The organism is Thiomonas sp. TH-17 (assembly GCF_057473305.1).
This window is the reverse complement of record NZ_JBYCKI010000316.1, coordinates 1-24,470: the sequence shown is the minus strand read 5'-3', so window position 1 is coordinate 24,470 and position 24,470 is coordinate 1. Positions and strand designations below refer to the sequence as shown.

Sequence of the window (24,470 nt, the reverse complement as noted above, 5' to 3'; positions counted from 1 at the left end):
GATGGGCGAATGCCGCAAAACTCGTGTGCGTGGGCTTGAAAGTGTCTGGTTCATCGTCAGACCGCCTGCGGATATGTCATATTTAATGGAGCAATCATGCCCAAGATGAAGACCAAAAAGAGTGCCGCAAAGCGATTCCGCGTGCGTCCGGGCGGCACTGTCAAACGTGGCCAAGCGTTCAAGCGCCATATCCTGACCAAGAAAACCACCAAGAACAAACGTCACTTGCGTGGAGCCACGGCGGTGCATGACAGCGATCTGAAGCAGATCGCCGCCATGATGCCTTTCGCCTGAAGCGTCAATCGTTTCAGCCCGAACATTCAATCAGGATAAGGAGTCTTAAATGCCTCGCGTCAAACGTGGTGTGACTGCACGTGCACGTCACAAAAAAGTTCTCGACCTTGCCAAGGGTTTCCGCGGCCGCCGCAAAAACGTCTATCGCATCGCCAAAGAAGCGGTGATGAAGGCAGGGCAATATGCCTACCGTGACCGCCGTGCCAAGAAGCGTGAATTCCGTTCGCTGTGGATCACCCGGATCAACGCCGCGGTGCGCCAGTCCGGCATGACTTACAGCGTGTTCATGAATGGCATGAAAAAAGCGCAGATCGAAATTGACCGCAAGGTGCTCGCCGACATGGCGGTGCACGACGCAGCAGCGTTCGCCAAAATCGTCGCTCAGGTCAAGGCAGCAATGGCCTGACTGTAAGGCTTGGAGCCTTGTTGCTCTGCTTTGTCGTTTTTTTGCGATGTCTTGCTGTGCAAAGGCCTGTTTCCACAGGCCTTTGTTCTTTGTTGGCGGTGTTGCGCTTGGGCGCAAGGGTTGGTTGCCGTCTCTTGGGATGCCTGTTCACACTATTTCGGTGTACCTACTATGAATCCTTTGCAAACCCTGATCGATCAAGCCAGCGCCGAGTTTTCGCAAGCGACGGATTCCGCCTCGCTGGAAAACGCCAAAGCGCGCTATCTGGGAAAGACCGGCTTGATCACCATCGAGATGAAAACTTTGGCGGCTCTCCCGGCTGAGGAAAAGCGGACGCGGGGCGCTGAGATCAATCTGGCAAAACAGGCTATTGAGCAGGCCTTGCAACGGCGGCGCGAGGCGATCGAGCAAGCGGCGCTTCAGGCTCAACTGCAGGCGCAGGCGATTGATGTGACCTTGCCGGGGCGCGCTGGAAATCAAGGAGGCTTGCACCCGCTGACGCGTAGCTGGATGCGGATGGAGCAGATTTTCCGCTCCATGGGTTTCGACGTGGCCGACGGCCCGGAAATCGAAGACGACTGGACCAATTTCACCGCGCTGAATTCGCCGCAGAATCACCCCGCGCGCTCGATGCAAGACACCTTCTACGTCGACGCCAAGGATGTGCACGGCCAACCGTTGCTGCTGCGAACGCATACCTCTCCGATGCAGGTTCGCCATGCCCGAGCCCATGTGCAGCGGTATGCAGGGGCCGCCGAAATGCCGCCGATCAAGGTGATTGCGCCGGGGCGTACCTATCGTGTGGACAGTGACGCGACGCATTCCCCCATGTTTCATCAGTTTGAAGGGCTATGGATCGACCAGAATGTGTCGATGGCCGATCTCAAGGGCACCTTCACCAGTTTTCTCAAGGCCTTCTTCGAGCGCGACGATATTCTGGTGCGCTTTCGCCCCTCGTACTTTCCCTTCACGGAGCCGTCCGCCGAGATTGACATGATGTTCGAGAGCGGGCCGCTCAAAGGCCGCTGGCTGGAGCTTGCAGGTTCCGGGCAAGTGCACCCCACGGTTGTGCGCAATTTCGGGCTCGATCCCGAGCGGTTCATCGGCTTCGCCTTTGGCAGCGGTCTGGATCGCATCACCATGCTGCGCTACGGCATCTCGGATCTGCGGCTGTTCTACGAAAACGATCTGCGCTTTCTCCAGCAGTTCGCATAACCCCGTCGCCACCCTTCGCCTTTATTTTGCGGCCCGACCGCTGAGCTGAACTTTTCAAAGAGCCGATCATGCAGTTTCCCGAATCCTGGTTGCGCCAGTTTTGCAATCCCGACCTCTCGACCGAAGCGCTGGCCGATACCCTGACCATGGCGGGTCTGGAAGTGGAGGAAGTGCAAGCTGCGGCGCCCGCTTTTTCGGGCGTTGTGGTGGGGCTCGTGCGTGATGTGCAGCCGCATCCCAATGCCGACAAACTTCGTGTTTGCCAGGTGGATGTCGGTGCTGCTCAATGGCTGCAAATCGTCTGCGGTGCGCCCAATGTGGCCGTCGGCATGGCCGCGCCTTGTGCGCTGGTGGGGGCCGAGTTGCCGCCGCAGCAAGAGGGGCAGGGTGCGTTCCGGATCGGGCCGGCCAAGATGCGCGGTGTGGAATCGCAGGGCATGCTGTGCTCCGCGCGCGAACTGGGGCTGTCGGCCGATCAAGCCGGTTTGCTGGCGCTTCAAGGGGAGCCGACGGCCGGGACGGATTTGCGCGAATGGCTCTCGCTCGACGAAGCGGTATTCACCATCAAGCTCACGCCGAATCTGGGACATTGCCTGAGCATGATCGGTGTCGCCCGTGAGGTGTCTGCGGTCACGGGTGCGGTGTTCAACAGACCGACGTTCAAGTCCGTGGGGCCGACGCTGCCAGACCGTTTGCCGGTAACCATTGAAGCGCCCGATCTCTGCGGGCGGTTTTCCGGCCGCATCATCCGCGGGGTGAATGCTCGGGCCGAAACGCCACAGTGGATGAAAACGCGGCTGGAACGTAGCGGACAGCGAAGCATTTCGGCTCTGGTCGACATTTCCAACTATGTGATGCTGGAGCTGGGCCGCCCGAGCCATGTGTTCGATCTGGCCAAGATTCGCGGCGGATTGACCGTGCGCTGGGCGCGCGAAGGCGAGCAGCTTGAATTGCTCAACGGGCAGACTATCTCCCTGAGCGCCGACATGGGGGTGATTGCTGCCGAAAACGGCGTGGAATCTCTTGCCGGCATCATGGGGGGCGAGTCCACCGCCGTTACCTTGGACACCACAGACATCTACCTCGAGGCCGCATTCTGGTGGCCGGACGCCATTCGGGGTCGCGCCCGCCGCCTGAACTTTTCCACCGATGCGGCCGCCCGCTTCGAGCGCGGGGTCGACTACGCGACCACCGTCGAACACCTCGATGTGATCACCGCGCTGATTCTGGAAATCTGCGGTGGACAAGCAGGCCCGGCCGACGATCAGATCACCCAACTGCCGCAACGCAAGCCAGTGCGGATGCGGGTGGCGCGCTGCGAGAAAGTCATCGGCATTCCTATCGGTTCAGACCGTATGGGCGAGATTTTTTCGCGGCTCGGACTTCAGGCCGAACTCGACCGCAACAGCGGTGAACCCGCCTGGGTCGTGACGCCAGGCGCTGAACGTTTCGATCTGGAGATTGAAGAAGATCTGATCGAAGAAGTCGCACGCATTCACGGTTATCAGCACATTCCAACCCAGGCGCCGGTGGCGCGCCTGCATCCGCTGCCGGTGCCCGAGGGCCAACGCAGTTTGCACAGCCTGCGCCTGAAAACCGCGGCCCTGGGCTATCAAGAGACCCTCAATTTCTCTTTCGTGGATGCGCAATGGGAGCAGGATTTCGCAGGTCAGGCTGACCCCATCCGCCTGCTGAACCCGATCGCGTCACAGATGTCGGTAATGCGCTCCACGCTCATCGGCTCACTGGTCAAGGTGCTGGCTGACAACCTCAACCACCGTGCCAAGCGGGTGCGTCTGTTTGAACTGGGGCGCGTATTTGCGCGCGATGCCCAGGCCGAGAACGGGCCGATGCAGCTTGCAGGCATTCGCCAGCCGATGCGCTTGGCGGGCCTGGCCTACGGTTCGGTGGTTCCCATTCAATGGGCCGAGCCGGAGCGCCGGGTCGATTTTTACGATGTGAAAGCCGATGTCGAGGCCTTGTGCGCGGGTACGGGCGAGCTGCGGTGGACGCCGGTTCAACATCCCGCCTTGCATCCGGGGCGCAGCGCGGAAGTGCAGCTGGGCGGCGAGCGCCTGGGCGTGGTGGGAGAATTGCATCCGCAATGGGTGCAGCGTTATCACCTGCAGTTTGCACCCGTGATCTTCGAACTGGATGCCGGGCTGTTGCAGGCCCAGCGACTGCCCGCATTTGCCCCCATCAACCGCGTACCCGCCGTGCAGCGTGACCTGGCGTTTCAGGTTCCCTCGGGCGTCAGCTATGCGCAGATGCAGCAGGCAGTACAAACCGCCATCCAGAACATTCCGGTTTGCGGCATCATCCGGGAGGCGCAACTCTTCGACCTGTTCACCCCGCCCGGAGACACGGCCTCGAAGAGCATGGCCTTCCGTCTGCATCTGCAAGACCAGCAAACCTTGACTGACGAGCGGGTGGATGCCGCCTGTCAGGCACTGGTTGCCGAGTTGGCGACTGCAACCGGGGCGCAGCTCAGGGGTTGAAGTCGGTCGAAATAACAACAATGGCAGCACAAAGGAGGACAGATGGCACGCATCCAGATCGAATCGGTGCAGACACCGACACTGACCAAGGCAGAACTCGCCGAACAGCTCTATGAGCGCATCGGCCTCAACAAACGTGAATCGAAAGACATGGTCGATGCTTTTTTCGACCGCGTTCGAGATGCCTTGGGCCGCGGCGAAGATGTCAAACTTTCCGGATTCGGCCATTTCCAGTTGCGCGAAAAGGCGCAGCGGCCGGGCCGCAATCCCCGCACCGGCGAGATCATTCCCATTGCCGCACGCCGTGTGGTGATTTTCCACGCCAGCCACAAGCTCAAGCATCAACTCCAAAGCCCCGCCTTGGCTGATCTGGCCGAAGAGGTGCAATGACCTTCGCCTGGTCTGCAAATCGTCGAAATACGCCGAAATTAGTTGGTAAGGTATGTGAAGAATGCCACGAACCGACGGTGAATCAGGCTGGACATTGCCGTTATCCGCCTGAGATGCGGCAAAATCCATAAACCAGCCCCTTCGGGCGTTTTTCGTTTTGACGTAACCGCTCACGCTTCCAGGATTTGCCCCGTCGCCACCATGAGTGCCGTCCCCGCATTGCCGCCCATTCCTGCCAAACGCTACTTCACCATTGGAGAAGTCAGCGAGTTGTGCGGCGTGAAATCGCATGTGCTGCGGTATTGGGAGCAAGAATTCGCGCAATTGCGCCCGATGAAAAGAAGGGGCAACCGTCGCTATTACCAGCACCATGAGGTTCTGTTGATTCGCCGTATTCGGGAATTGCTGTACGAGCAAGGTTTCACCATCAGCGGTGCCCGGGCGCGTTTGGGCGGGATTCCTGGCGATGAGCACGCAATGCAAGAAGCAGCGGGTACGCAGGAGGCCGGAGATCGGGCTCCGCTGGCACCGCTGCCCGCCATTCAGCACATCAACGAACTGCGCGCCGAACTCATCTCGATCCGCAGAAGTTTGATCGAACCCTGAGGAATAGTGTATGATTGCCAGCTTTGGTCGTCGGGGCGTAGCGCAGCCTGGTAGCGCACCTGCATGGGGTGCAGGGGGTCGAAGGTTCGAATCCTTTCGCCCCGACCAAATGACTTATCGTCAGATTTGATAGTTGACGCAAAAGTAATAAAAAAAGCCCGCATTAGCGGGCTTTTTCTTTTGGTGCGCAATTCGTCCTTAAGGGGTCAAGCTACGGCACGCAATGGGGCTTGCATGGATTCCAGATGCTGTCGCGCCTCGGCTTCTGGCAGGCGCAGCAGCAGGCGGTTGGCGCCGGAGATCAACGCGCGCACGGAGGCGGTGACGATGTTGGCGTCCATGCCCACTCCGTAGGTGCTGGTAGCCGATCCTGCGATGGCCATTTCGACGACGGCCGAGGCTTTGGCATCCGCGCCGAGGCCGAGTGCGCGCTCTTCATAGCTGTGCACGGCCAGTGGCAGGCGCAGGGCGTGGATGGCCGCGTCAATGGGGCCGTTGCCTTCGCCTGTGAGACTCAGACGTTTGCCGTCCACTTCGATTTCGAGGCGAACGCCCTGGCGCTCGCCGTGGTCGCTGAGGTGGTAGCTGTGCAGGTGCAGAGGTTGCCCAATCTGCACATACTCTTCATTGAACATCTGCCAGAGTTGTTGTGCAGTGACTTCGGCCCCAGTGGCGTCAGTGTGTTTCTGCACCACGCCGCTGAACTCGACCTGCAAACGGCGGGGCATGACCAGACCGTAGGTGGCTTCGAGCAGATAGGCAATGCCGCCCTTGCCGGACTGGCTGTTGACGCGGATGACCGAATCGTAGGCACGGCCGAGATCGGCCGGATCGACCGGGAGATAGGGCACTTCCCACAGCGCATCGTGACGTTGTGCGGCCAGACCTTTTTTGATGGCGTCTTGGTGTGAGCCGGAGAACGCCGTAAACACCAGATCACCTGCGTAGGGGTGGCGGGGATGCACGGGCAACTGTGTGCATTCCTCCACGGCGCGCGCCACGGCGTTGATATTCGAAAAATCCAGCCCAGGGTTCACGCCTTGCGAATAGAGGTTGAGCGCAAGGGTAACCAGATCGACATTGCCGGTGCGCTCGCCGTTGCCGAAGAGGCAGCCTTCCACGCGGTCGGCGCCGGCCATCACGCCCAGTTCTGCAGCGGCGACGGCGCAGCCCCGGTCATTGTGCGGATGCAGCGACAGGATGATGCTGTCACGCTTGTCGAGATGGCGGTGCATCCATTCGATCTGGTCGGCATAGAGGTTGGGGGTGCTCATTTCAACCGTGGCCGGCAGGTTGAAGATGATCTTGTTTTCCGGCGTGGGCTGCCAGACTTCGGTCACCGCGTTACACACCGAGACGGCAAAGGGAAGCTCGGTGCCGCTGAAGACCTCAGGGCTGTACTGGAAGGTCCATTGGGTTTCCGGGCGCTCGGCAGCAATCTGCTTGATGAGTTTGGCCGCATTCACCGCGATCTGCGTGCAACCGGCTTCGTCGACGTTGAACACGATGCGTCGGAAATTAGGGGCCGTGGCGTTGTACACATGCACGATCGCCCGCTTGGCGCCCCGCAGCGAATCGAAGGTGCGGCGGATGAGGTCTTCCCGGGCCTGGGTCAGCACTTCGATGGTGACGTCGTCGGGAATGTGACCGCCCTCGATGAGTTCGCGCACAAAGTCGAAATCGGTTTGCGACGCAGACGGAAAGGCCACTTCGATCTGCTTGACACCGACGGAGCACAGCATCTTGAACATGCGCATCTTGCGCTGTGCATCCATGGGCTCGAACAGCGCCTGATTGCCGTCTCGCAGATCGGTGCTCATCCAGATTGGCGGCTGGGTGATGACCTGATCGGGCCAGGTGCGGTTTTTCAGATTGATCTGAGGGAAGGCGCGGTATTTGGTGTTCGGTTGCTTCAACATGAGGTTATCTCCAGAGAACGAATCGGGTTGCGCAGGGCATAGAGGGTGCGACGATGGGGCGGGCGGGCTGTCGCAGGTGCAGGGCCCGGCCGCCGGTGGGTAGTCGTCTCAGATCAGTGCAGGAAATCGTCATGGCAAGGCGCATATAAAAGAAAAGCGCCCGGTGGTTAAAACCGCGGGCGCTTGGGATTTGGAAAAACGTGATGAAAAGGGTCAATCAGTCGCGCGCGGCATCAAATGGCAAAGCCAGTAGTAGACCGCCCAGTAGCAGTGCCTCGCACGCAACTGCGCAACCCTTGCACGAGCGCACGCCAAGACAAGAAGCGGTGGCTGACTCGGTGAATGACATTGTGGCAAATGAGTTGAAGGACAAAAACATGATTGGAAGTTAGCAAAAACAGGCGTGCGCGTCAACGATAGGGCGATGTCCTCAAGGCAGCCGGGGCCCTGCCGCATGCCCATCGTGTGTGCCGCCCCTCGGTCTGACCCAAAAAATAGGTGGTTGCCATCGCAGGGTTTCGATTACATAATTTTTCAATTCACTCAATCGGAGCCTGAACAGGCCGCAATCGGGGGGCAATTGTCGCCCTTGTCGACTTCCAAGCCAGCGACGAGGAGTCATTAGTGAAAATTGAACTGATTTCGCCCTCGCTGCGTGGCCCTCCCGAGAAGCAGTTGCGGAGGGAGGGACTACTGGATGGTCTGGATCAAGCCTGCCGATCTTCCAGAGTGGTCTGGCTCGGAGCGCAGGCGGGTGCCGGTAAATCCATTTTGGCTAGGCAACTGGCGCAGCGTAGGGGTCGGCGAGCGCTCTATCTGCTTGCTCAACCCGATGATGGTGACGCCAGACGGTTCTTTCTGGATCTGCGTCGCGCCCTGGCGATGCTGTGCAAAATGCGCTTGACGCAATTGCCGACTCCTCCGGATGGCCGCTTGGACTTGTGGGGCGTCTATGCCCAGCAACTGTTCGAGTCGGTGAGTGGACATTGGCCTGAGCAGGCGCTGATCATCCTTGATGATGCGAGGCGAATTGCGCAGACGCCGCAATTCGCCGATGTGGTTGAGTTCGGTTTGCTGCGACTTCCTGCCGGTTGCAATGTGCTCGTCCTGAGTCGCGGGGCTATCCCATCGAACCTGGCTTCTGCGATCGACAGCGGGCAGATCCATCGTTTCGATGCTCGCGCGCTGCTGCTTGACACCCCCGAAATTGCCGCCTTGGCGCATCTGCGGGGCCGTGCAGGTCTCTCCGCGAGCGACTGTGCCAACATCCATGCCATGACGAATGGGTGGTTTGCGGGGGTCAATCTCCTGATGCAATACCCCCGCTTTCATTCTGGCGAGCTGCCAGTTGCGGCGCTCGATGTGTATTTCACTGAGCAAGTCTTGCCTGATCTCTCGGCTTCGGACATTGAGCAGTTCTGTCTCCTGGCGTTCTTTCCCAGCTTTTCGCCTTCGTCCATTTCGTCTTTGTTTGGTCGAGACGATTTGGCTTTCGCGCTTGATCAGCCCGCCGAACTCACGAGTTTCGTTGTTCCAATCAAGAGCGCAGCTTATCGGTTTCATCCCCTGTTTCAGAAGTTTCTGCAAGGGCATGCCCGGCGGATTTTTGGCCCGGACGCAGTGCAGAATCTGCTGCGCCGCACCTGCGAAGTGCTTTGGTTCCAGGGGGAAGAAAATGCCGCAGCCGCACTGCTCAGGGAGCACGGGCTATGGAGTGATCTGGTGCGCTATCTGCCGACGCGCTTTCCGGATTTGGTCTGCTCTGAACAAAGCGGTCGACTGCATGGCTGGATGCGGGAGCCGCACAAGCGCTTCGGACAGTCTGCGCCGTGGGCCGCCTGTTGGGACGCGCTGGCGCTGGTCGGGAAGAATCCTGCGCTGGCTAGTTCGCGCTTGGAAGGGGTGCTTGCTGCGTTCAACGAAGAAGGTGACGCGCTGGGTGCGATCTGCGCCTTGACGGGAATCGTGGAGTGCGTGATCAACCAGTGGGGCGATTTCCATCCGCTAGACCATTGGATTCCGGCGCTGGATCAGCAATTGTCCGCCACGCGGGACTTACCGGAGGACGTGTCACAGCGTGCGCAGACGGCATTGTTTGTCGCCATGATGTACCGGCAGCCCGATCATCCCGGTCTGCCGCGCCTGCTCGGGCGAATGCAGCGCATCGCCGAAGGCAGTGCGCAGGACTCGCTGCGCGCACAGGCCGGTTCGCAATTGCTTTTCTATCAGTGTTGGTGGCGGGGCGATATGGCGGCGGCGCAATTGATGTTCGATCTTTCGCAGGGCATGATGTCAGCAGACCATGCCATGCCCGCGGTTCGCATCGCCTGGCACGCGGTGCAGTGCGTCTACAGAAGCTTGATGCGTCTGGACATGCCTGGTGCGGCGGAACTCGCTGAGCGCGGACTGGAACTGGCGGAGCGTGCCAATCTGCACGCTTGGGACACTTTGCTCCTGGGCCAGTCGCTTTGGTGCAGCCTGACAGCAGAAGAGGGCCCTGACGCAGTGCGCGCCAACGCCGCACGGTTGTCGCGCAGCCTGCGCCCGGATCGTCCTCTCGATCACAGCTACTACCACTTTCTCAAGAGTATTCAATCCTTGCACGAAGGCGCTGTGGATGCGATGCGCGCGCACGCGCAGGCAGCCTTGCGCTGTGCCCGCGAGGCCGGGGTGCCGTGGGCTGAGGGCAAGGTGCTTTGCGCTGTCGCTCGGGCGCAGGCGATGCAAGGGGACGCGAGCGCAGCGCGCATCACGCTCGATCAGGCAGACCGGATTGCACTGCGCATTGCAAGCGATTCGATTCGCTTCGATGTGCTGCTCGCGCGGTTGGAACACGGCCTACGCGCGCAGAACGAAGCAGAGGCGCTTTCGGCCTGGATGGGGCTGTGGCGCCGATGCGGCTATGCCAACTTTCCCTGGTGGCGCGGGCAGACGATCCGTTCGCTATGCGCCCGGGCGCTGGCGCTCGATGTCGAAGTGGCGTTCACGCTGGAACGCATCCGCACCCTGAAACTGGCGCCGCCCACCGATCAGGAAGCCCCCGAATCCTGGCTCATGCCCGTGCGCATCCAGGTGTTCGGCGCCTTTGTCCTGGAGGTGGAAGGCCAGCGCATCGCGGCATCGGGCAAAGCGCCCAAGCGGCCTCTGCTGCTGCTCAAGACATTGGTTGCCAGTGGAGGCCAGGCGTGCCGCGGCGTTCTGGCGCAGAAGCTTTGGCCACATCTCGACGCAGAGGCTGCCGAGCAAGTGCTAAAGGTCACTCTTCACCGTCTACGCAAACTGATCGGCGCGCAGTCTGTTCTGAGCGAGGGCGGCATGCTTTTCCTGGATGGCAGGCGATGTCAGGTGGATCTGATTGCGTTCACCCGACGCCTCGAAGAATGCGAGGCAAACGAAGGGCGCCTTTGGAGCGCACTACACGAGTTGCTGCAGCAATTTGCCGCTGGGCTGTTCGTCGAAGAGGCGCAATGGGCTGCCGAGTTGCGCACGCAACTGTTCATGCGCCTGCAGCGTGGCCTGCACGCTTGCATCGTCCACAGCATCGCTGAAGCGCGTTGGACCGAACTCGCCGACTGCTGCCGACAGGGCTTGCTGCTCGACCCGAAGGACGAGGTCTGCCATCTCGGCCTGATTGAGGCTTGCCTAGAACTCGGCCGTTCCAGTGAGGCACAGTTGGCCTACGCGCAATGCGCCGCGCAACTGCCCCGAGACCGCATCGCAGGTCTGGACAAGACATTCCACACACGCCTGAACCTGCGTGCTGACAAGCCACCGCATTGAACCGCGGCCTGCACAAGACGCGTCAGGTTGGCGCTCGGTCGGCGGGCATCGGTAACGCATCTGTAACCAAGTTGTTCCTTGTGTCAGCAAAGGTGTCTTTCTACGCTTTCTCCATGCATCCGTGCTGGAGCATTCAGCCGGAAGTTGTCCGGTGGGGCCGTCGTCCGCGGCTGCCGGGCTCGTCGGGGCGGGCCACCTGTATACAGATAAGCGGCCGCTCGTTCCCGGACCATCCTTTTGTGTTCAGGAGAGACATCATGGCAACGATCAGCAATGTGATTTTGAATGTGCAGAAGGGCGGCGAAGGTTCGCGCCGCCTAGTCACTGTTACCTACAAGCTCTGCTTCACGTCTTGCGAGGCGCTGGCAGGTTCGACCTTCATAGAAAACGTGCAACTTCGCGGCAGTGACGATTGGCCGAATCCCGACGACAACTTGGTGACGCTGAGCAGTCGATGTGTGAAGGCGACCGACAAATGTCAGGATCGAAAGATCGCAGTCCATGTGTCGCGCAGCACCCTCGACGAAGATGGTGACACCATCATCATCATTTTTGGTCAGGTCATCTTCCGTGACGCAAACCGAGATGAACTCTATGCCCGCATCACGCTGACGCCATTCACGCCTTCGGGGTCCACGGCCGACTCCAACATCGTCACTGGCCAATGGGGCGCAGCGGGGAATAACTGAGCACCCCGCACTCACGGTTTTTTCACCTCCACAACCCAGGCCCCTGCGCGGCGGCAGCCCCAGCTAGCCGCGCAGCATGGGCTCCGAAAAGTCGGAAGGAAAGCCGCCATGGTCACTTCATCTACCGCCAGCCCCAACCCGCTGACCAAGTACAAGGAAATTCCCTGCTGCCCCAATCTCGACACCCAGCCGGTGTGCGACGTCATGGACATGCGCCGACGGCTGCTGTTTCCCACCTCGGTGCGCACGCAGAGCGGGCAGCAAGTCAACGTCGAAGTCATCCTGCACACGCGCTTCAAGCGCTGCTCCGGCCCGCTGGCGCTGGGTGACGTGGTCTACACCACCACCCTGCTGCCGGGAGAAAAGGTGCAGCTCGCGACCACCGACCGGCGCAGCCGATTCAGCTTCGACAGCGAATCCAAGCTCAGCTACCGCAGCGAGCAGATGTCTGAAGAGCAGTACCGCATGTCCTCGCTGCGCTCCTTCATGTCGGACCAGAACAGCCAGGACAACGGCTCGAGCCGCAGCACCGACAAGGGCTCGTGGGACTTTCATGGCGACGCCAGCGGCTCCATCGGCTTCATGTCGGCCAGCGCCGACGCCAACGCCAACGGCAGCCACAATGCCGAGTCCACCTTCGAGTACCTGCAGCAGCATTCCGCCCAGGCCCGCATGGCCGACAACCTCTCGGTGGAGTCCACGCGCAAGGCGCATTCGGTCTCGGTCGGCGAGGTGTCTACCCGGGTGCACCAGCAGGGCGAGACGCAAGATCAGTACGAGGCCTCCTCGCGCGAGTTCGCCAACCCCAACGCCTGCCATGCGCTGACGTTTTTGTTCTACCGCATCAACAAGATCGAGACCCTGTCGTTCGAGCTGGTGACGATTGAGCGCCGCGTGCTCGACCCCATCGCCCCCACGCCGGTGCTGGCCAATCCCATCCGCGCCATCGGCGCGGTGGCGGTGATGCCGCAGGAAGTGCCGGCGACCAATGCCAAGCGGCTCGACATCGAGGCGCGCGGACTGCAAAGCGAGGCGCTGTACGCTCAGGCCGGGGCCGCGCAGTTGGGCACGCTGTCGCGCATCAACCTGGCCGCGCTCTCCGTTCCGGTCAATGTGCAGATGCCCATGCCGGATGCTGTGCGCAAGGCGGCGCTGGCTGAGGTGGACAAGCAGCTCGCCGAGCGCCGTCTGCTTGACCCCAAGACCGGCACGTTCACCGCCGACGCGCGCACCCAGTTCGAGTACACCCGCGACACCTCGTTGCCCACTGCCGGGGTCATCGTCAAGGGCTGCTTCGACGACTGCAACATCTGCGAGCCCGAGCTGCAGAAAAAGATGCAGCTTGAACTCTCGCTGCTCGATTTGCAGAACCAGTTGCTCAAACGCCAGATCGATCTGCTCGACAAGTCGCAGGAATACCGCTGCTGCCCGCCAGAGCCTGCGCCCGCGCCGACTCCGTAACGCATCGCCGCATGCACAGACGTTGATTTTCGCCCACCCACCACCGCCAGAGGTCTACCATGAAATCCGAAAAATCCGTTCGACTGCAAGTCAAAGTTCAGTTCACCGACCCGGGCGAGGCGCCGCCGCTGCAGGCCTATGCCTTCAATGCGCAAGGCGAGCTGCTCGGCAGCGCAGCGGTGGAGAAGGGCGCTGCGGCAGTTGAGGTGCCCTCGGAATTGAATGGTCAGATACTTGAGGTCTATCTCGGCCCGCAGATCGAGAAGGGGCAGTCGCCGCCGACGGCCGCGGCGCTCAAGCACATGGGTGCGTATGCCCTGCCGACGCGCTTTCTGGTGGAAAAGCCCGCAATCGACTTGCGCATCCCCAGCTACGTGTTTCCACGCTGGTGTCTTTGCGTGGTGCGCGGGCGGTTGCAGAAGCGCTTCACCCTGCCCAACGGCAGCGTGAAAACCTTGCCAGTGTGCAACGCCCGGGTGCATGTGTGCGAGGTCGACCGCATCCGCCTGGTGCTCGAAACGCTGCCCGAGCGCGAGATTCTGAAGCTGCGCGACGACCTGCTCGACAAGTTGCGTGTGGTGCCGTGGCCGAAGCCACCCATCCCCGACCCAGGGCCGCTGCTTGGCCAACTGACCGGCCTATTCAACACACGCAGCGCCATGCTGGCTCCCGCTCCCGCTGCAGCATCAAGCGCGGCGCAGCCCCCGGCAACCGAGTTCGCGGCGTCGGCCCTGGCGAGCACGCGTTCGGTGGCGCAACTGCGCGCGCGGCTCATCGACCTCTCCAGCCTCATCGTCATTCACCTCTGTGACTTGATTTACCTCTGGCCCTTCTTCCAGGTGAACTGCTTCACCGTGGCCGAAGCCGACAGCGAAGGCCGCTTCAGTGCGCGGTTCTTCCACGACTGCAAGGATCAGCCCGACCTGTACTTCTGGGTCGAGCAATTCCAGGACGGCGCCTGGCAAACGGTGTACCGCCCCAGCATCGGCTGTGGCACCTATTGGAACTATGCCTGCGGCAGCGAGGTGGTGCTCAACCTGCCGCGTGCCTTGGCTTGCGAAGAGCCGCCCTACGACGTTCCGCCCGGCGTCACCCTGTTCGTGCTGCCCTGGGCCATCGCCAATGCGGCAATCTGGGGCATTCCGCCCGGTGCGCCTGCCGCACCCACGGGCTGGGTACGGCCCGACGGCATGCTCGATTACGACTCCGATTCCTCCCTCGGCATGCTCTACAACGCGCCCTTCGGCGGCACGCTCAACTTCATTCACGACGATTCCTACTTCATACCGACTGATGGCATCAAGTACTACCGCTACGCCTACCGGCGCCTGAATGCCACGCCCAACGCCGGGGCTGCCGATTCGAGCTGGACGCCGATTTCCACGCCCCTGGCGCGAGACTATCGCCTGGAATATTCCGGCGGGCGTCTGCCGACTTACGAGAGCTATCCCGTCGGCCCGAGCACGCACGGCGCGAATACCGGCCTGTTCGAATTCAAGCCGCAGCAACCACCCAATCCGGGCGGCACGGTGGTGGCGAGCGAATGGCTCAGCGGCAATGTGAGTGAGGTTGCGGCCAGTTGGAACACCCTGCTGACCGCGCCGCCACTGTCTGCCGACAACGCGAGCGACGACGCCGGTGTGTTCGAGGTCAAGATCGAAGTGTTCGACAAGAACGGCAATCAGGTCATGCCGGGCGCTGGCACCTTCCGTTTCCTCGCGCGCAATGCCGACGGCACCACCACCCGCCTGGCGACTGCGGCCGAAGAAGCCGGCGGCGCCTATGTGCTGCGGGTGCATGTGGACAACAACGGCACGTCCGCCGAGTTGCCGCAGCCCAGCATCGGTGGCGTTGCAGCCAGCGACGATTGCGGCTTCCTGCGCTACGAAAGCGGCGATCTGGTGCATGTGCAATACCTGGCCGCGCATCCCAACAACCACGCCGTATTCCGCTTCGGCATCACCCGAGGTTCGCACCGCATGCCCTCGGCGTCCACCCTGGCGCCCTATGTCGAGGTGGCAGCGCTCAGCGCGCCAACCACCACTGCGCCCTATACCAAAACGGCAGGGTCTTACCAGCGTGATTTCACGCCAACAGAGTTGGTGGGCACCTGCGTCAACGCCGCCTTCGCCGCCAGCCTGGGGGTGTATGGCAAGGCGACCAATGGCTACGGACGGCTGGGGCTGGACGCCTCACGGCTGATCGCCTTCGCTCTGGCGCAACGGCAAGCGGGCCCGGAGATCTAGAGCCGCCATGGAAATCACCCTCCAACTCACGCCGCAGGCGGCGCAGGCGCTTCAGCGGCACGACGCTACCGATGCCGCAGTGCAGTCCTTGCTGCATGTGGCAGAAGAGATCGGCGCCGCCCTGCGTCCCATGCACCCCGTTGGAGCCGATCCAAGCCTGCAGGTGTTTTATCTCGCCGACATGCCCGACACCCCGCAGGGTGAGCAGGGCATCACTCGGTTGCGTGGATGCGAGGCCATCACCGCCGCTTACATCAAACCTGACGACGCACCGCCCTGAAATCTTTATTTCCCTCATGCGGTTTCATTCATCCCAAGGAGATCATCATGGCCAAACCCAGCAGAGCACGTCCGGGCGCAAACAATGGCAGGTCTGCATCGGTGCTCGACGCGTCGATCTATCACTGCGAACTCATCGTCGTGGCCGAAGCGGAGTTCGCTCTGCAGACCACTGAAGGGGCGGAAATGGCTTCGGCTTCAGGCGCCAATGTGCGCGCGCTCAACAGCCTGCTGGCCAGCGAGAAGCTGAGCCTGCAGCCCTTGTTCGACGAGAGTGAAGAACGGCTGCGCGCCCAGGCCAGCGCGGCGACCGCCGAAACCGGGGCGGACTTGCCCGATCTGTCGATTTACTACCGTGTCGATGTGCCGGAGGACCGGATGGCCTCTCTGGCAGAACGTTTGTGCAAAGTCGAGGGCATTGCCGCGGCGTATGTGAAACCCCCGGCGATGCCCGCAGACTTTGATTTTGGCCTCAATGCCATGGCCGCGCTGGACACTTCGCCGCCTGCCATGACGCCGGACTTCACTTCGCGGCAACACTATCTCAACGCCGCCCCAGTGGGCATCGACGCGCAGTACGCGTGGACGTTGCCAGGCGGCAGGGGCGCCGGGGTGAACATCATCGACATCGAGTGGGGTTGGCGCTTCAATCACGAAGATCTGCGTCACGCGCAGGGCGGCGTGGTGTCGGGAGTGAGTTCCTCAGATGACAACCACGGCACGGCCGTGTTGGGCGAATTCAGCGGTGACCGCAATGCTTTCGGCATTACCGGCATCAGCCCGGATGCACAAGTGGCGGCGGTCTCGCTGGTGAGCCACGGCACCGCTCAAGCCATTCGCATTGCGGCGGACCGGCTGCGCCCAGGAGACATCATGCTGCTCGAAGTGCACCGTGCCGGGCCGCGCGCGGCGTCCGGCAGTGGGCAGTTTGGTTACATCGGCATCGAATGGTGGCCCGATGATTTCGCCGCGATTCGATACGCTGTCGGGAGAGGCGTGATCGTGGTCGAGGCCGCAGGCAACGGCGGCCAGAATCTTGATGATGGCATTTACAACACCCGGCCCACTGGATTTCCGGCTGGCTGGACCAATCCGTTCAATGCGGCCAACCCCAGTTCGGGCGCGGTGCTCGCAGGCGCAGGCCTGCCCCCGTCAGGCACGCACGGACGTAGCGCGCACCCCGGATGGGGCGATGTTTATGCGGACCGCGGGCGCTGCTTCTTTTCAAACTATGGTGCGCGCGTCGATGCCCAGGGTTGGGGCTGGGAAGTGACCTCTACTGGCTACGGCGATCTTCAGGGCGGCGTGAACCGCGATCTTTGGTACACCGATCAGTTCAGCGGCACCTCCAGCGCTTCCCCCATCGTGGTCGGCGCTCTGGCCGCTGTGCAGGGTGTGCTGCGTGCACAGGGGCGAATTCCGCTGTCTCCGGCGCGGGCCATCGAGTTGTTGCGCAATACGGGCTCGCCCCAGCAGGACGCACCTGGATTCACCTTCAGGCCGAACATGAGCGGTACGGGATATGCGCAGAACCATCCCGCGAGGCCCCGCACCCAGCGCATCGGCAACCGCCCGAATCTGCGGCAGTTGACTGCCGCGGCCTTGCAGACCCGCGAGTGGATTGGCGTGCAGTTCACCGGCAGCCTGGCAGCCCATCAGACCCAGCGCTGGTTCACCTTCCGCTGGCCCGCGCACTGGCATGTGGTGTGGACGGTCGTGCCCACCACGCCGCAGCAGGGCGGACCGCAGATCGAGTGGAAGGTGCAGGTGGAACGCGCGACCGATGCCTACGTCACTTATTGGATCAGCATCACCAATCTGACGGCGCAGCCTGTGAATATCGAAGCGCGCTATGCCGTGCTGGGCTGGTAAACGTGCAACGAGGCCCGGTGGGCCTCTGAATGATCAGGAGGATCGCATGAAAATCACCATTGAAACCGAGGGCACGGATCGCCCTCTCGCTCTATCTGCGGCCGCTGCGGACGCGACTTTGTCGGCACTGGATGGCGGCGGCTCTCCGCTGGAGGTCCGAAGCCGTGGGGCCGGGGAGGGGGAAATCGGCCATCCCGCACACTCGACCTCGCAAGGGCTTGATGGCGGCCCCGTTGCCGAATGGCTGGTGCAGGCGATTGAGGGCGGCGTGACGGGCTAAGTCGTACGGCCTCTGGTTCGACAAGAGACCAAATTGGCCCAACTTGCCGCCATCCACGACGGTAGCGTGGCGGCGGTGAGCCCGCCGGGGCCGTGCGCGTGGGCGTAGTGGGTAGCGGCTTGGCCGTGCAGCCAGACGGCGGCGAGCACTGATGAAGCCTGCCCCGTTGCCGCGAGCAGGGCGGCCGCGCTGCCGGCCAGCACATCGCCACTGCCTGCGGTGGCCAATAGACCATTGCCGGTGGCATTGATCCACGCCGCTTGTTGCGGCGAGACGATGAGAGTGCCGTGACCCTTGAGCACAATCCAGCAGGCGAAGCGCTGAGCCAGGGTGCGCGCAGCGCTGAGGCGGTCCGACTCAACCAACTGTACCGAGGAGCCAAGCAGTCGGGCGGCCTCGAGAGGGTGGGGCGTCAATAGGGTTGTGATGGGGTTGCGTTGCCGTAGCAGGGTTTGCAGCGAATCAGTAACGGCCACGAGATTGAGCGCGTCGGCGTCGAGCACCAGGGGGGCGGGCTGGGCCAAAGCCTGTGCCAGGTAGGTGCGGGCGGTGTCGCCGCTACCAGCGCCGGGGCCGACGAGCAGACAGGTTCGGCCGCCTTGGGCGGCGAGCAACGCGGCTGGGGAGCGCAGCATCAGCTCTGGCGCCAGCAGGTCCACGGCGGGGGCTTGGTCATCGAGCAGGCCGACGAACACTCTGCCGGCACCGAGGTGGGCTGCTGCGCGGGCGGCGAGCAGGGCGGCGCCTGTCATGCCGGCGGCGCCTCCGATCACCGCGACGTCGCCACGCTGGCCCTTGTGGGCGGACTGCGTCAGGTCGGGCAGCAGAGGGCGAATCAGATCGGCGCCGAGCCAGGTGGCATCAATCGCCACCTGCGGATGATGCGTTGCCGCACCGACGCCGAGATCGTCATGCCACAGCGTGCCGCACAAAGTCGATGCGGGGCCAGTGCACAAACCGGGCTTGAGCCCGAGCAGGCTGAGAGTCACGGTGGCGCGCACGCAAACGTCGGTTGCCGTGCCGGAGTCGGCATCCAGCCCAGAAGGCAGATCGACGCTGAACACGGGGGCGCCGCGCTGCGCGTTGAGCTTTTGAATGATCTCGGCCATCTGCGCTCGCATGGGGCCCCGCAGGCCGAGGCCCAGCAGCGCGTCGATGTAGAGATCGGCCTCGGGCAAGGTGCTGTGATCGGTCAAGGCGCACCGAAGCTCAGCCGTCTGCGCTTGCGCCCAGGCCCACGCAGCGTCTGCGGGCAGGCGAGAGCGCCATTCGTTCAGCGTCTCGGCGCCGCAGGCGAGGACGAGCACGTCGCGTCCAGCCTGTTGCAACTGCGTGGCCGCCACAAGGCCGTCTCCGCCGTTGTTTCCCGCACCAGCGAGCACGACGACGCGTCTTGCGTGCGGATAGCAAGCCTGCGCCAACCGGGCCACGGCACTGCCCGCGCGCTGCATGAGGCTGTGCGGGGGTAATGTGCGCGCGGCCTCGGATTCGATCTGGCGCAGCGAATCGACGCGATACACCGGCTCGGATTGCAGGGGGCTGATGCGTTTGAGCATATTCGTGCTTTCTCCCTCAAATGAAGCCGAGCAGGCCCAACAGGGCTCCGGCGAGCAGCAGCCACAAGGGGTTGAGCCGTGTGCGGACGACCAGCACGACGGTGAGCGAAATGAGCGCGATGCGCTGCCAATCGGTGGCTTCCTGCCGCGCCAGCAGCCAGCCGGAAGACAGCAGCAGGCCGACAGTGATGGGTGCCATGCCGTCGTGCATGGCGCGTACCCAGTGGCGATCCTTGTGAATCCGGCTGTAGCGGAAATAGGCCACGGTAATGAGCGATGACGGCAGAATCAGCCCGATGGCCGCCAGCAGGGCGCCGGGCAGTCCGAGAATCTGCCAGCCGAGCAGGGCGGAAAACAGAATCATGTTGGGGCCGGGCGAAGCCTGACCCAGCGCCAGGGCCGAGGTGAACGCCGAATCGCTGAGCCAATGTTGCTCCACCACCAGATAGCGGTGCATGTCGGGCAGCAGGCCGATGGCGCCGCCCACTGAAAGCAGAGACCACAGCAGAAAATGGCCGAAAAAAGCCAGGGCGACAGAGAGGGTGTGCATCAGGCCCTCCGAATGCGCCACCAGGCCAGTGCTACGGCAATCGGCCCGAGCACCACCAAGACCCAGAGCAGGTTGATGCGCAGCAGGCCCACCCCGGCAAATGCCAGCGCAGCCCAGCCCCAGTTGGGCAGGTAATGACGAATGGCGGGAAAGAGCTTGATGGCCATGGCAATCACCAGTCCGGCCACCACGGCCGACATCCCCTGCAATGCATGGGCTACCGCGGGCGCGCTGGCGTATTGGGCGTAGGCGATGGCAACGAGGAAGATCAGCACCAGCGGTGCGACGAGCATGCCCGCCAGGGCCGCGGCCGCCCCGCGCCATCCGAAAAAATGCTGCCCGACCATCAGGGCAAGATTGATCAGGTTGGGCCCTGGCAGCACCTGGCTCAGGCTGAGCATCTCGACGAACTCTCCGTTGCTCAACCAGCGTTTGTCTTCCACCAGAATGCGCTGAGCAAACGGCAATACCCCGCCAACCCCCAGCAGGGTGAGGTGGTTGAACACCCAGAACAATTCGGCCTTGTGACGCGGCGCCCGAAGGGGGGAAGCGGTCTGGCGGCCCGGATCAGTTGGCTTGTCCGCGGAGGGGAGGGAAGTCATGGCACGAGGAAGTGAAAGAGATTGCCGAAAGAGGTTGGCGCACTTCTCACAATGCGAAATTTGGAAGTCGTGATGTGAAAACAGCCTGCTGCAACGCAGGCTTGGAGACTTTCACTCAGCAAAAAAATGTTCCGCATTGCAAAAAATAGGATTTAAGTCATTGATGTATAAAGATATAAAATTATATCTTATATAAGACATAAGACTATGCTGCGCCGCAAAAGTCAACTACGCTCAGGCATCGAATTTTCATTCACCCGGAGAAGCAAGATGGCAGATCGCAAACAGCAAGTGGCAGCGTTGGAACAGGACTGGGCGCAGAACGCGCGCTGGAAGGGCATCAAACGCGGTTACGGCGCAGAGGAAGTGGTGCGCCTGCGCGGTTCGGTGGTAGTTGAGCATACGCTGGCCAGCCGCGGTGCGGATCGTCTGTGGAAGCAGATGCACGACATGCCGTTCGTCAACGCCCTGGGCGCATTGACTGGCAACCAGGCCATGCAGCAAGTCAAGGCCGGGCTCAACGCCATCTACCTGTCGGGCTGGCAAGTGGCGGGCGATGCCAACCTGGCCGGCGAGATGTATCCCGACCAGTCGCTGTACCCGGCCAACTCGGTGCCCAGCGTGGTCAAGCGCATCAACAATACCCTCACCCGCGCCGACCAGATTCAGTGGATGGAAGGCAAACAGCCCGGTGACGAAGGCTTCATCGACTATTTCGCCCCCATCGTGGCCGATGCCGAAGCCGGTTTCGGCGGCGTGCTCAACGCCTTCGAGCTGATGAAGTCCATGATCGAGGCCGGCGCCGCCGGCGTGCACTTCGAAGACCAACTGGCCTCCGTGAAGAAATGCGGCCACATGGGCGGCAAGGTGCTGGTGCCCACCCGCGAGGCTGTTGCCAAGCTCGTCGCAGCCCGTCTGGCGGCTGACGTCATGGGCGTGCCGACGGTGCTGGTGGCGCGTACCGACGCCGAGGCGGCCGACCTCATCACCTCCGATGTCGACGACAACGACAAGCCCTTCTGCACCGGCGAGCGCACGGTCGAAGGCTTCTACCGCACCAAGCCCGGCCTGGAGCAGGCCATCTCTCGCGGTCTGGCCTACGCGCCCTACGCCGATCTGGTGTGGTGCGAAACCGGCAAGCCCGATCTGGCCTACGCCAAGGCCTTCGCCGAAGCCATTCATGCCAAGTTCCCCGGCAAGATGTTGGCCTACAACTGCTCGCCGTCCTTCAACTGGAAGAAGAACCTCGACGATGCCACCATCGCCAAGTTCCAGAAGGAGTTGGGCGCCATGGGCTACAAGTTCCAGTTCATCACCCTGGCCGGCTTCCACGCGCTGAACTACTCCATGTTCAACCTGGCCTACGGCTATGCCCGCAACCAGATGAGCGCTTTCGTCGAGCTGCAAGAGGCCGAGTTCGCCGCAGCGCCCAAGGGCTTCACCGCGGTCAAGCATCAACGCGAGGTCGGCACCGGCTATTTCGACGCCGTCACCACGACGATCGAGAACGAGGCTTCCACCGCCGCGCTCAAGGGATCGACCGAAGACGAACAGTTTTTCGACCGGAAAGTGGCCTGAAGTATCTGGAGAAGAGTGGGCCGGGCCGCGATGGCCTCGGCCTGCCGAGGAGACGCAGCCGCCTCAAGCTTTCTTGAGGCGGCTTTTTTATTCCCGATGTTGGGAGCGTGAGTTCTTACTTCACGTCACCGCAATCGCTGCCCAGGCGCTTGCCGTTCACCTGCACGTCTGATTGGGTGGTTGCGCCCGAGGGGGCGACGCTGGTGATGCTCCATTTCGACTCGAATGTTGCTGGGCCGGTGCGGAAGGTGCCGGTCTGCGTGACCTTGGCTTGTGGCAAATCGCAATGGAAGGTCCATTGCGTCTCACCATCGGCCAAGGTGGCTTGTTCGCGCGTGCACTGCTTGCCGTCCATCGGCACCACCACGCTCTCCGGCTTCTGCCCCGGTTTGACGCAGATCTTCACATCGCGCTGCATCGGCACGCTCAGGTTTGGATCGAGGCGAGTCGTGCCGTGAATGTCCATGCTCCAGAGCCCGGGCTCCATGGGCGCATCTTTGGCGTACGCGGTGGCGCTCAATCCGGCGAAAACAATCATCAAACCCAGGGTGGTATGGCGCATCGAAAGACCTCCAGGGCACAGGGCCCGCAAATCATCAGGAAATGGAAACAGACTCAGTTTGACCGAGATCGCGGTGCCGGGTTTCACCCAGCCCCAGAACGGCGAGCAGGCTAATGACAGCCGCCACTGAAATGTAGCCGCCTACCCAGCTCAGCCCGCCGTGCGCCACCAGCACCTGGGCGACATAGGGGGCAAGCGAGGCCCCGAGAATGCCGCCGAGGTTGTAGGCCGCGCCCGAGCCGGTGTAGCGCACCGAGGTGGGAAAAATCTCGGGCAGCATCGCACCTAGCGGCGCATAGGTCATGCCCATGAGAAACAGCGCGCCGCACAGAAATATTCCCACGCCCGTGGTGGTGGCTGAGCCCAGCAGCGGCGCGAGGGCGAAGCCCCAGAGCACAGCGGCCCCGGCTGACGCGACCAAGACGGCGCGTCGCCCCAGGGCGTCACTGGCCCAGGCCGACAACACCGTGGCCACGGCCATGCAGACGATAGCCAGCATCAGCCAGGCCTGTAGCGTTGGCTTGGGCAGATGCAAGGTGCCGATGCTGTAGCTCAGCACGAACACCGCGCTGATATAGAACAAGGCGTAGCAGACCACGATAGACAACGAGCCGAGTATCAGCGGCTTGAGATGGCTGCTGAGCAGCTCCGTTAGCGGCACGCGCCGGGGTTGCTTGGCGGCTGCTTGGAACAAGGGGGTTTCAGTCAGTTTGAGTCGCGCATACAGACCGATGAGCACCAGCACGGCGCTGACCAGAAAGGGAATGCGCCAGCCCCAGGCCATGAACTGCGCGTGGCTCAGCAGCAGGCCCAGCAGCAGGAACAGACCGTTGGCCACGAGAAAGCCGATGGAGGGCCCAAGCTGGGGAAACATACCAAAGAGGCCGCGGCGATGTTTGGGCGCGTTTTCTGTGGCGAGCAGCGCCGCGCCGCCCCATTCGCCGCCGAGCCCCAGCCCCTGGCCGATGCGCAGAATGACCAGCAACCACGGAGCAAGCTCGCCGATGCGGTCATATCCGGGCAGCAGGCCGATGAGCGTGGTGCACACGCCCATGGTCAGCAGCGTGGCGACCAAGGTGGACTTGCGGCCGAATCGATCGCCGAAATGTCCGAACAGAAAGGAGCCGACCGGCCGCGCCAGAAACGCGATGCCGAAAGTGGCAAAGGCGTTGAGTGTCTGCGCCGTGGGCGAGGCGCTCGGAAAGAACACTGGCCCGATGACCAGCGCCGCGGCAATGGCGTAAACGTAGAAGTCGTAGAACTCGATGGCCGTGCCGATGAAGCTGGCGATGGCGATATGCGATGTCTTGTTGACCGGGGCGGTGGGCGCGGCTGTCATGGAGTCTCCTCGTGTTTGGTTGAGAGCGCCCCCAGACCCGCCGCTTCGCGGCAGGCCCCCCGAGGGGGATGAGAAAACTTGGGGCGGCCCTGCGTATTCTCATGAGCAATCTACCGGAAGGCGCGAATCCGGCATGTTTCAGAATGCAAACCGCGTTACGGAGCTTTTTGCTTGCTGCGTTTTGGCAAAGCCAGCCGCCAGATCGCCGCAGCGCAGGCTGCGATGACGGTCAGCGCCAGCAGCAGCCAGGTCAGATTGAGCCACCAAAGCCCTTCGGCAGAGAGCATGCGCGCAGCAGAGCCCAAACCGCAGCAATCGGGCAGCCAGGCGCTGGCGTTTGCCCAGCCG

Annotated in this window: 20 protein-coding genes, 1 tRNA gene and 2 pseudogenes; 16 read left to right on the top strand and 7 right to left on the bottom strand. The window is 62.3% G+C overall.

All coding sequences use genetic code 11. The features are described 5' to 3' along the window. Positions 1-96 precede the first annotated feature (96 nt). From rpmI to AC2VLV_RS17235, 7 genes are all read left to right on the top strand, one after another. Positions 97-294 (top strand): 50S ribosomal protein L35, encoded by a 198-nt coding sequence (gene rpmI / locus AC2VLV_RS17265; RefSeq protein WP_013123033.1) that lies wholly within the window; start codon positions 97-99, stop codon positions 292-294. A gap of 49 nt (positions 295-343) precedes the next feature. Next, a complete protein-coding gene (gene rplT, locus AC2VLV_RS17260; RefSeq protein WP_013105707.1) occupies positions 344-700 on the top strand; it encodes a 50S ribosomal protein L20 in 357 nt (118 codons plus the stop codon). 171 nt (positions 701-871) lie between these two features. After that, positions 872-1,915, top strand: coding sequence for a phenylalanine--tRNA ligase subunit alpha (pheS, locus tag AC2VLV_RS17255; protein ID WP_486991134.1), 1,044 nt, complete (start codon positions 872-874; stop codon positions 1,913-1,915). 68 nt (positions 1,916-1,983) lie between these two features. Next, complete coding sequence (gene pheT / locus AC2VLV_RS17250) at positions 1,984-4,413, top strand: phenylalanine--tRNA ligase subunit beta (protein WP_486991133.1); 2,430 nt, start codon at positions 1,984-1,986, stop codon at positions 4,411-4,413. 42 nt (positions 4,414-4,455) lie between these two features. Next, positions 4,456-4,803 carry an integration host factor subunit alpha gene (locus AC2VLV_RS17245; RefSeq protein WP_486991132.1) on the top strand — a complete coding sequence of 116 codons (348 nt, stop codon included), beginning with the start codon at positions 4,456-4,458 and terminating at the stop codon, positions 4,801-4,803. 201 nt (positions 4,804-5,004) lie between these two features. After that, a complete protein-coding gene (locus AC2VLV_RS17240; protein ID WP_486991131.1) occupies positions 5,005-5,409 on the top strand; it encodes a MerR family transcriptional regulator in 405 nt (134 codons plus the stop codon). A gap of 31 nt (positions 5,410-5,440) precedes the next feature. Further along, positions 5,441-5,517 (top strand) — tRNA-Pro (locus AC2VLV_RS17235). Positions 5,518-5,615: 98 nt separating this feature from the next. Here AC2VLV_RS17235 and leuA read toward each other — a convergent pair. Continuing rightward, a complete protein-coding gene (gene leuA / locus AC2VLV_RS17230; protein ID WP_486991130.1) occupies positions 5,616-7,328 on the bottom strand; it encodes a 2-isopropylmalate synthase in 1,713 nt (570 codons plus the stop codon). A gap of 882 nt (positions 7,329-8,210) precedes the next feature. Between leuA and AC2VLV_RS17225 the strand changes: the two are divergent. The 8 genes and pseudogenes from AC2VLV_RS17225 to AC2VLV_RS17190 all read left to right on the top strand — a co-directional run. Continuing rightward, positions 8,211-8,870, top strand: a pseudogene (locus AC2VLV_RS17225) (MalT transcriptional regulator family protein); the annotation flags it as partial. 78 nt (positions 8,871-8,948) lie between these two features. Next, positions 8,949-11,108, top strand: coding sequence for an ATP-binding protein (locus AC2VLV_RS17220; protein ID WP_486991135.1), 2,160 nt, complete (start codon positions 8,949-8,951; stop codon positions 11,106-11,108). A gap of 257 nt (positions 11,109-11,365) precedes the next feature. After that, positions 11,366-11,797: a hypothetical protein gene (locus tag AC2VLV_RS17215; RefSeq protein ID WP_486991129.1), complete on the top strand. Its 432-nt coding sequence runs from the start codon at positions 11,366-11,368 to the stop codon at positions 11,795-11,797. A 108-nt stretch (positions 11,798-11,905) separates the two neighbouring features. After that, entirely contained in the window at positions 11,906-13,258 is a 1,353-nt protein-coding gene (locus AC2VLV_RS17210; RefSeq protein WP_486991128.1) for a hypothetical protein, read from the top strand. Positions 13,259-13,317: 59 nt separating this feature from the next. Next, positions 13,318-15,504: a hypothetical protein gene (locus tag AC2VLV_RS17205; protein ID WP_486991127.1), complete on the top strand. Its 2,187-nt coding sequence runs from the start codon at positions 13,318-13,320 to the stop codon at positions 15,502-15,504. A 7-nt stretch (positions 15,505-15,511) separates the two neighbouring features. After that, positions 15,512-15,784: a hypothetical protein gene (locus AC2VLV_RS17200; protein WP_486991126.1), complete on the top strand. Its 273-nt coding sequence runs from the start codon at positions 15,512-15,514 to the stop codon at positions 15,782-15,784. 47 nt (positions 15,785-15,831) lie between these two features. Further along, the gene (locus AC2VLV_RS17195; RefSeq protein WP_486991125.1) at positions 15,832-17,655 is read left to right on the top strand and encodes a S8 family serine peptidase; all 1,824 of its coding nucleotides are present in this window, start codon (positions 15,832-15,834) and stop codon (positions 17,653-17,655) included. Positions 17,656-17,701: 46 nt separating this feature from the next. Beyond that, entirely contained in the window at positions 17,702-17,935 is a 234-nt protein-coding gene (locus tag AC2VLV_RS17190; protein WP_486991124.1) for a hypothetical protein, read from the top strand. Here the strand turns inward: AC2VLV_RS17190 and AC2VLV_RS17185 are convergent. Genes AC2VLV_RS17185 through AC2VLV_RS17175 form a run of 3 tightly spaced genes read right to left on the bottom strand, consistent with a single transcriptional unit; the run spans position 17,932 to position 20,643 of the window. Next, a complete protein-coding gene (locus AC2VLV_RS17185) occupies positions 17,932-19,491 on the bottom strand; it encodes an NAD(P)H-hydrate dehydratase (RefSeq protein ID WP_486991123.1) in 1,560 nt (519 codons plus the stop codon). The genes AC2VLV_RS17190 and AC2VLV_RS17185 overlap by 4 nt on opposite strands. A gap of 16 nt (positions 19,492-19,507) precedes the next feature. After that, entirely contained in the window at positions 19,508-20,041 is a 534-nt protein-coding gene (locus tag AC2VLV_RS17180) for a chromate transporter (RefSeq protein ID WP_486991122.1), read from the bottom strand. Next, entirely contained in the window at positions 20,041-20,643 is a 603-nt protein-coding gene (locus tag AC2VLV_RS17175; RefSeq protein ID WP_486991121.1) for a chromate transporter, read from the bottom strand. The genes AC2VLV_RS17180 and AC2VLV_RS17175 overlap by 1 nt, the downstream gene beginning before the upstream one ends. 270 nt (positions 20,644-20,913) lie before the next feature. On the opposite strand from AC2VLV_RS17175, the gene aceA reads away from it, so the two are divergent. After that, positions 20,914-22,221, top strand: a complete 1,308-nt coding sequence (gene aceA / locus AC2VLV_RS17170) for an isocitrate lyase (RefSeq protein ID WP_486991120.1) — start codon at positions 20,914-20,916, stop codon at positions 22,219-22,221. A gap of 115 nt (positions 22,222-22,336) precedes the next feature. On the opposite strand, the gene AC2VLV_RS17165 is transcribed toward aceA, so the two are convergent. The 3 genes and pseudogenes from AC2VLV_RS17165 to AC2VLV_RS17155 all read right to left on the bottom strand — a co-directional run. Continuing rightward, a complete protein-coding gene (locus AC2VLV_RS17165; RefSeq protein WP_486991119.1) occupies positions 22,337-22,783 on the bottom strand; it encodes a DUF3617 domain-containing protein in 447 nt (148 codons plus the stop codon). A gap of 34 nt (positions 22,784-22,817) precedes the next feature. Further along, positions 22,818-24,122: an MFS transporter gene (locus tag AC2VLV_RS17160; RefSeq protein WP_486991118.1), complete on the bottom strand. Its 1,305-nt coding sequence runs from the start codon at positions 24,120-24,122 to the stop codon at positions 22,818-22,820. Between the two features lie 155 nt (positions 24,123-24,277). Next, positions 24,278-24,470 (bottom strand): annotated as a pseudogene (locus AC2VLV_RS17155) (hypothetical protein); the annotation flags it as partial.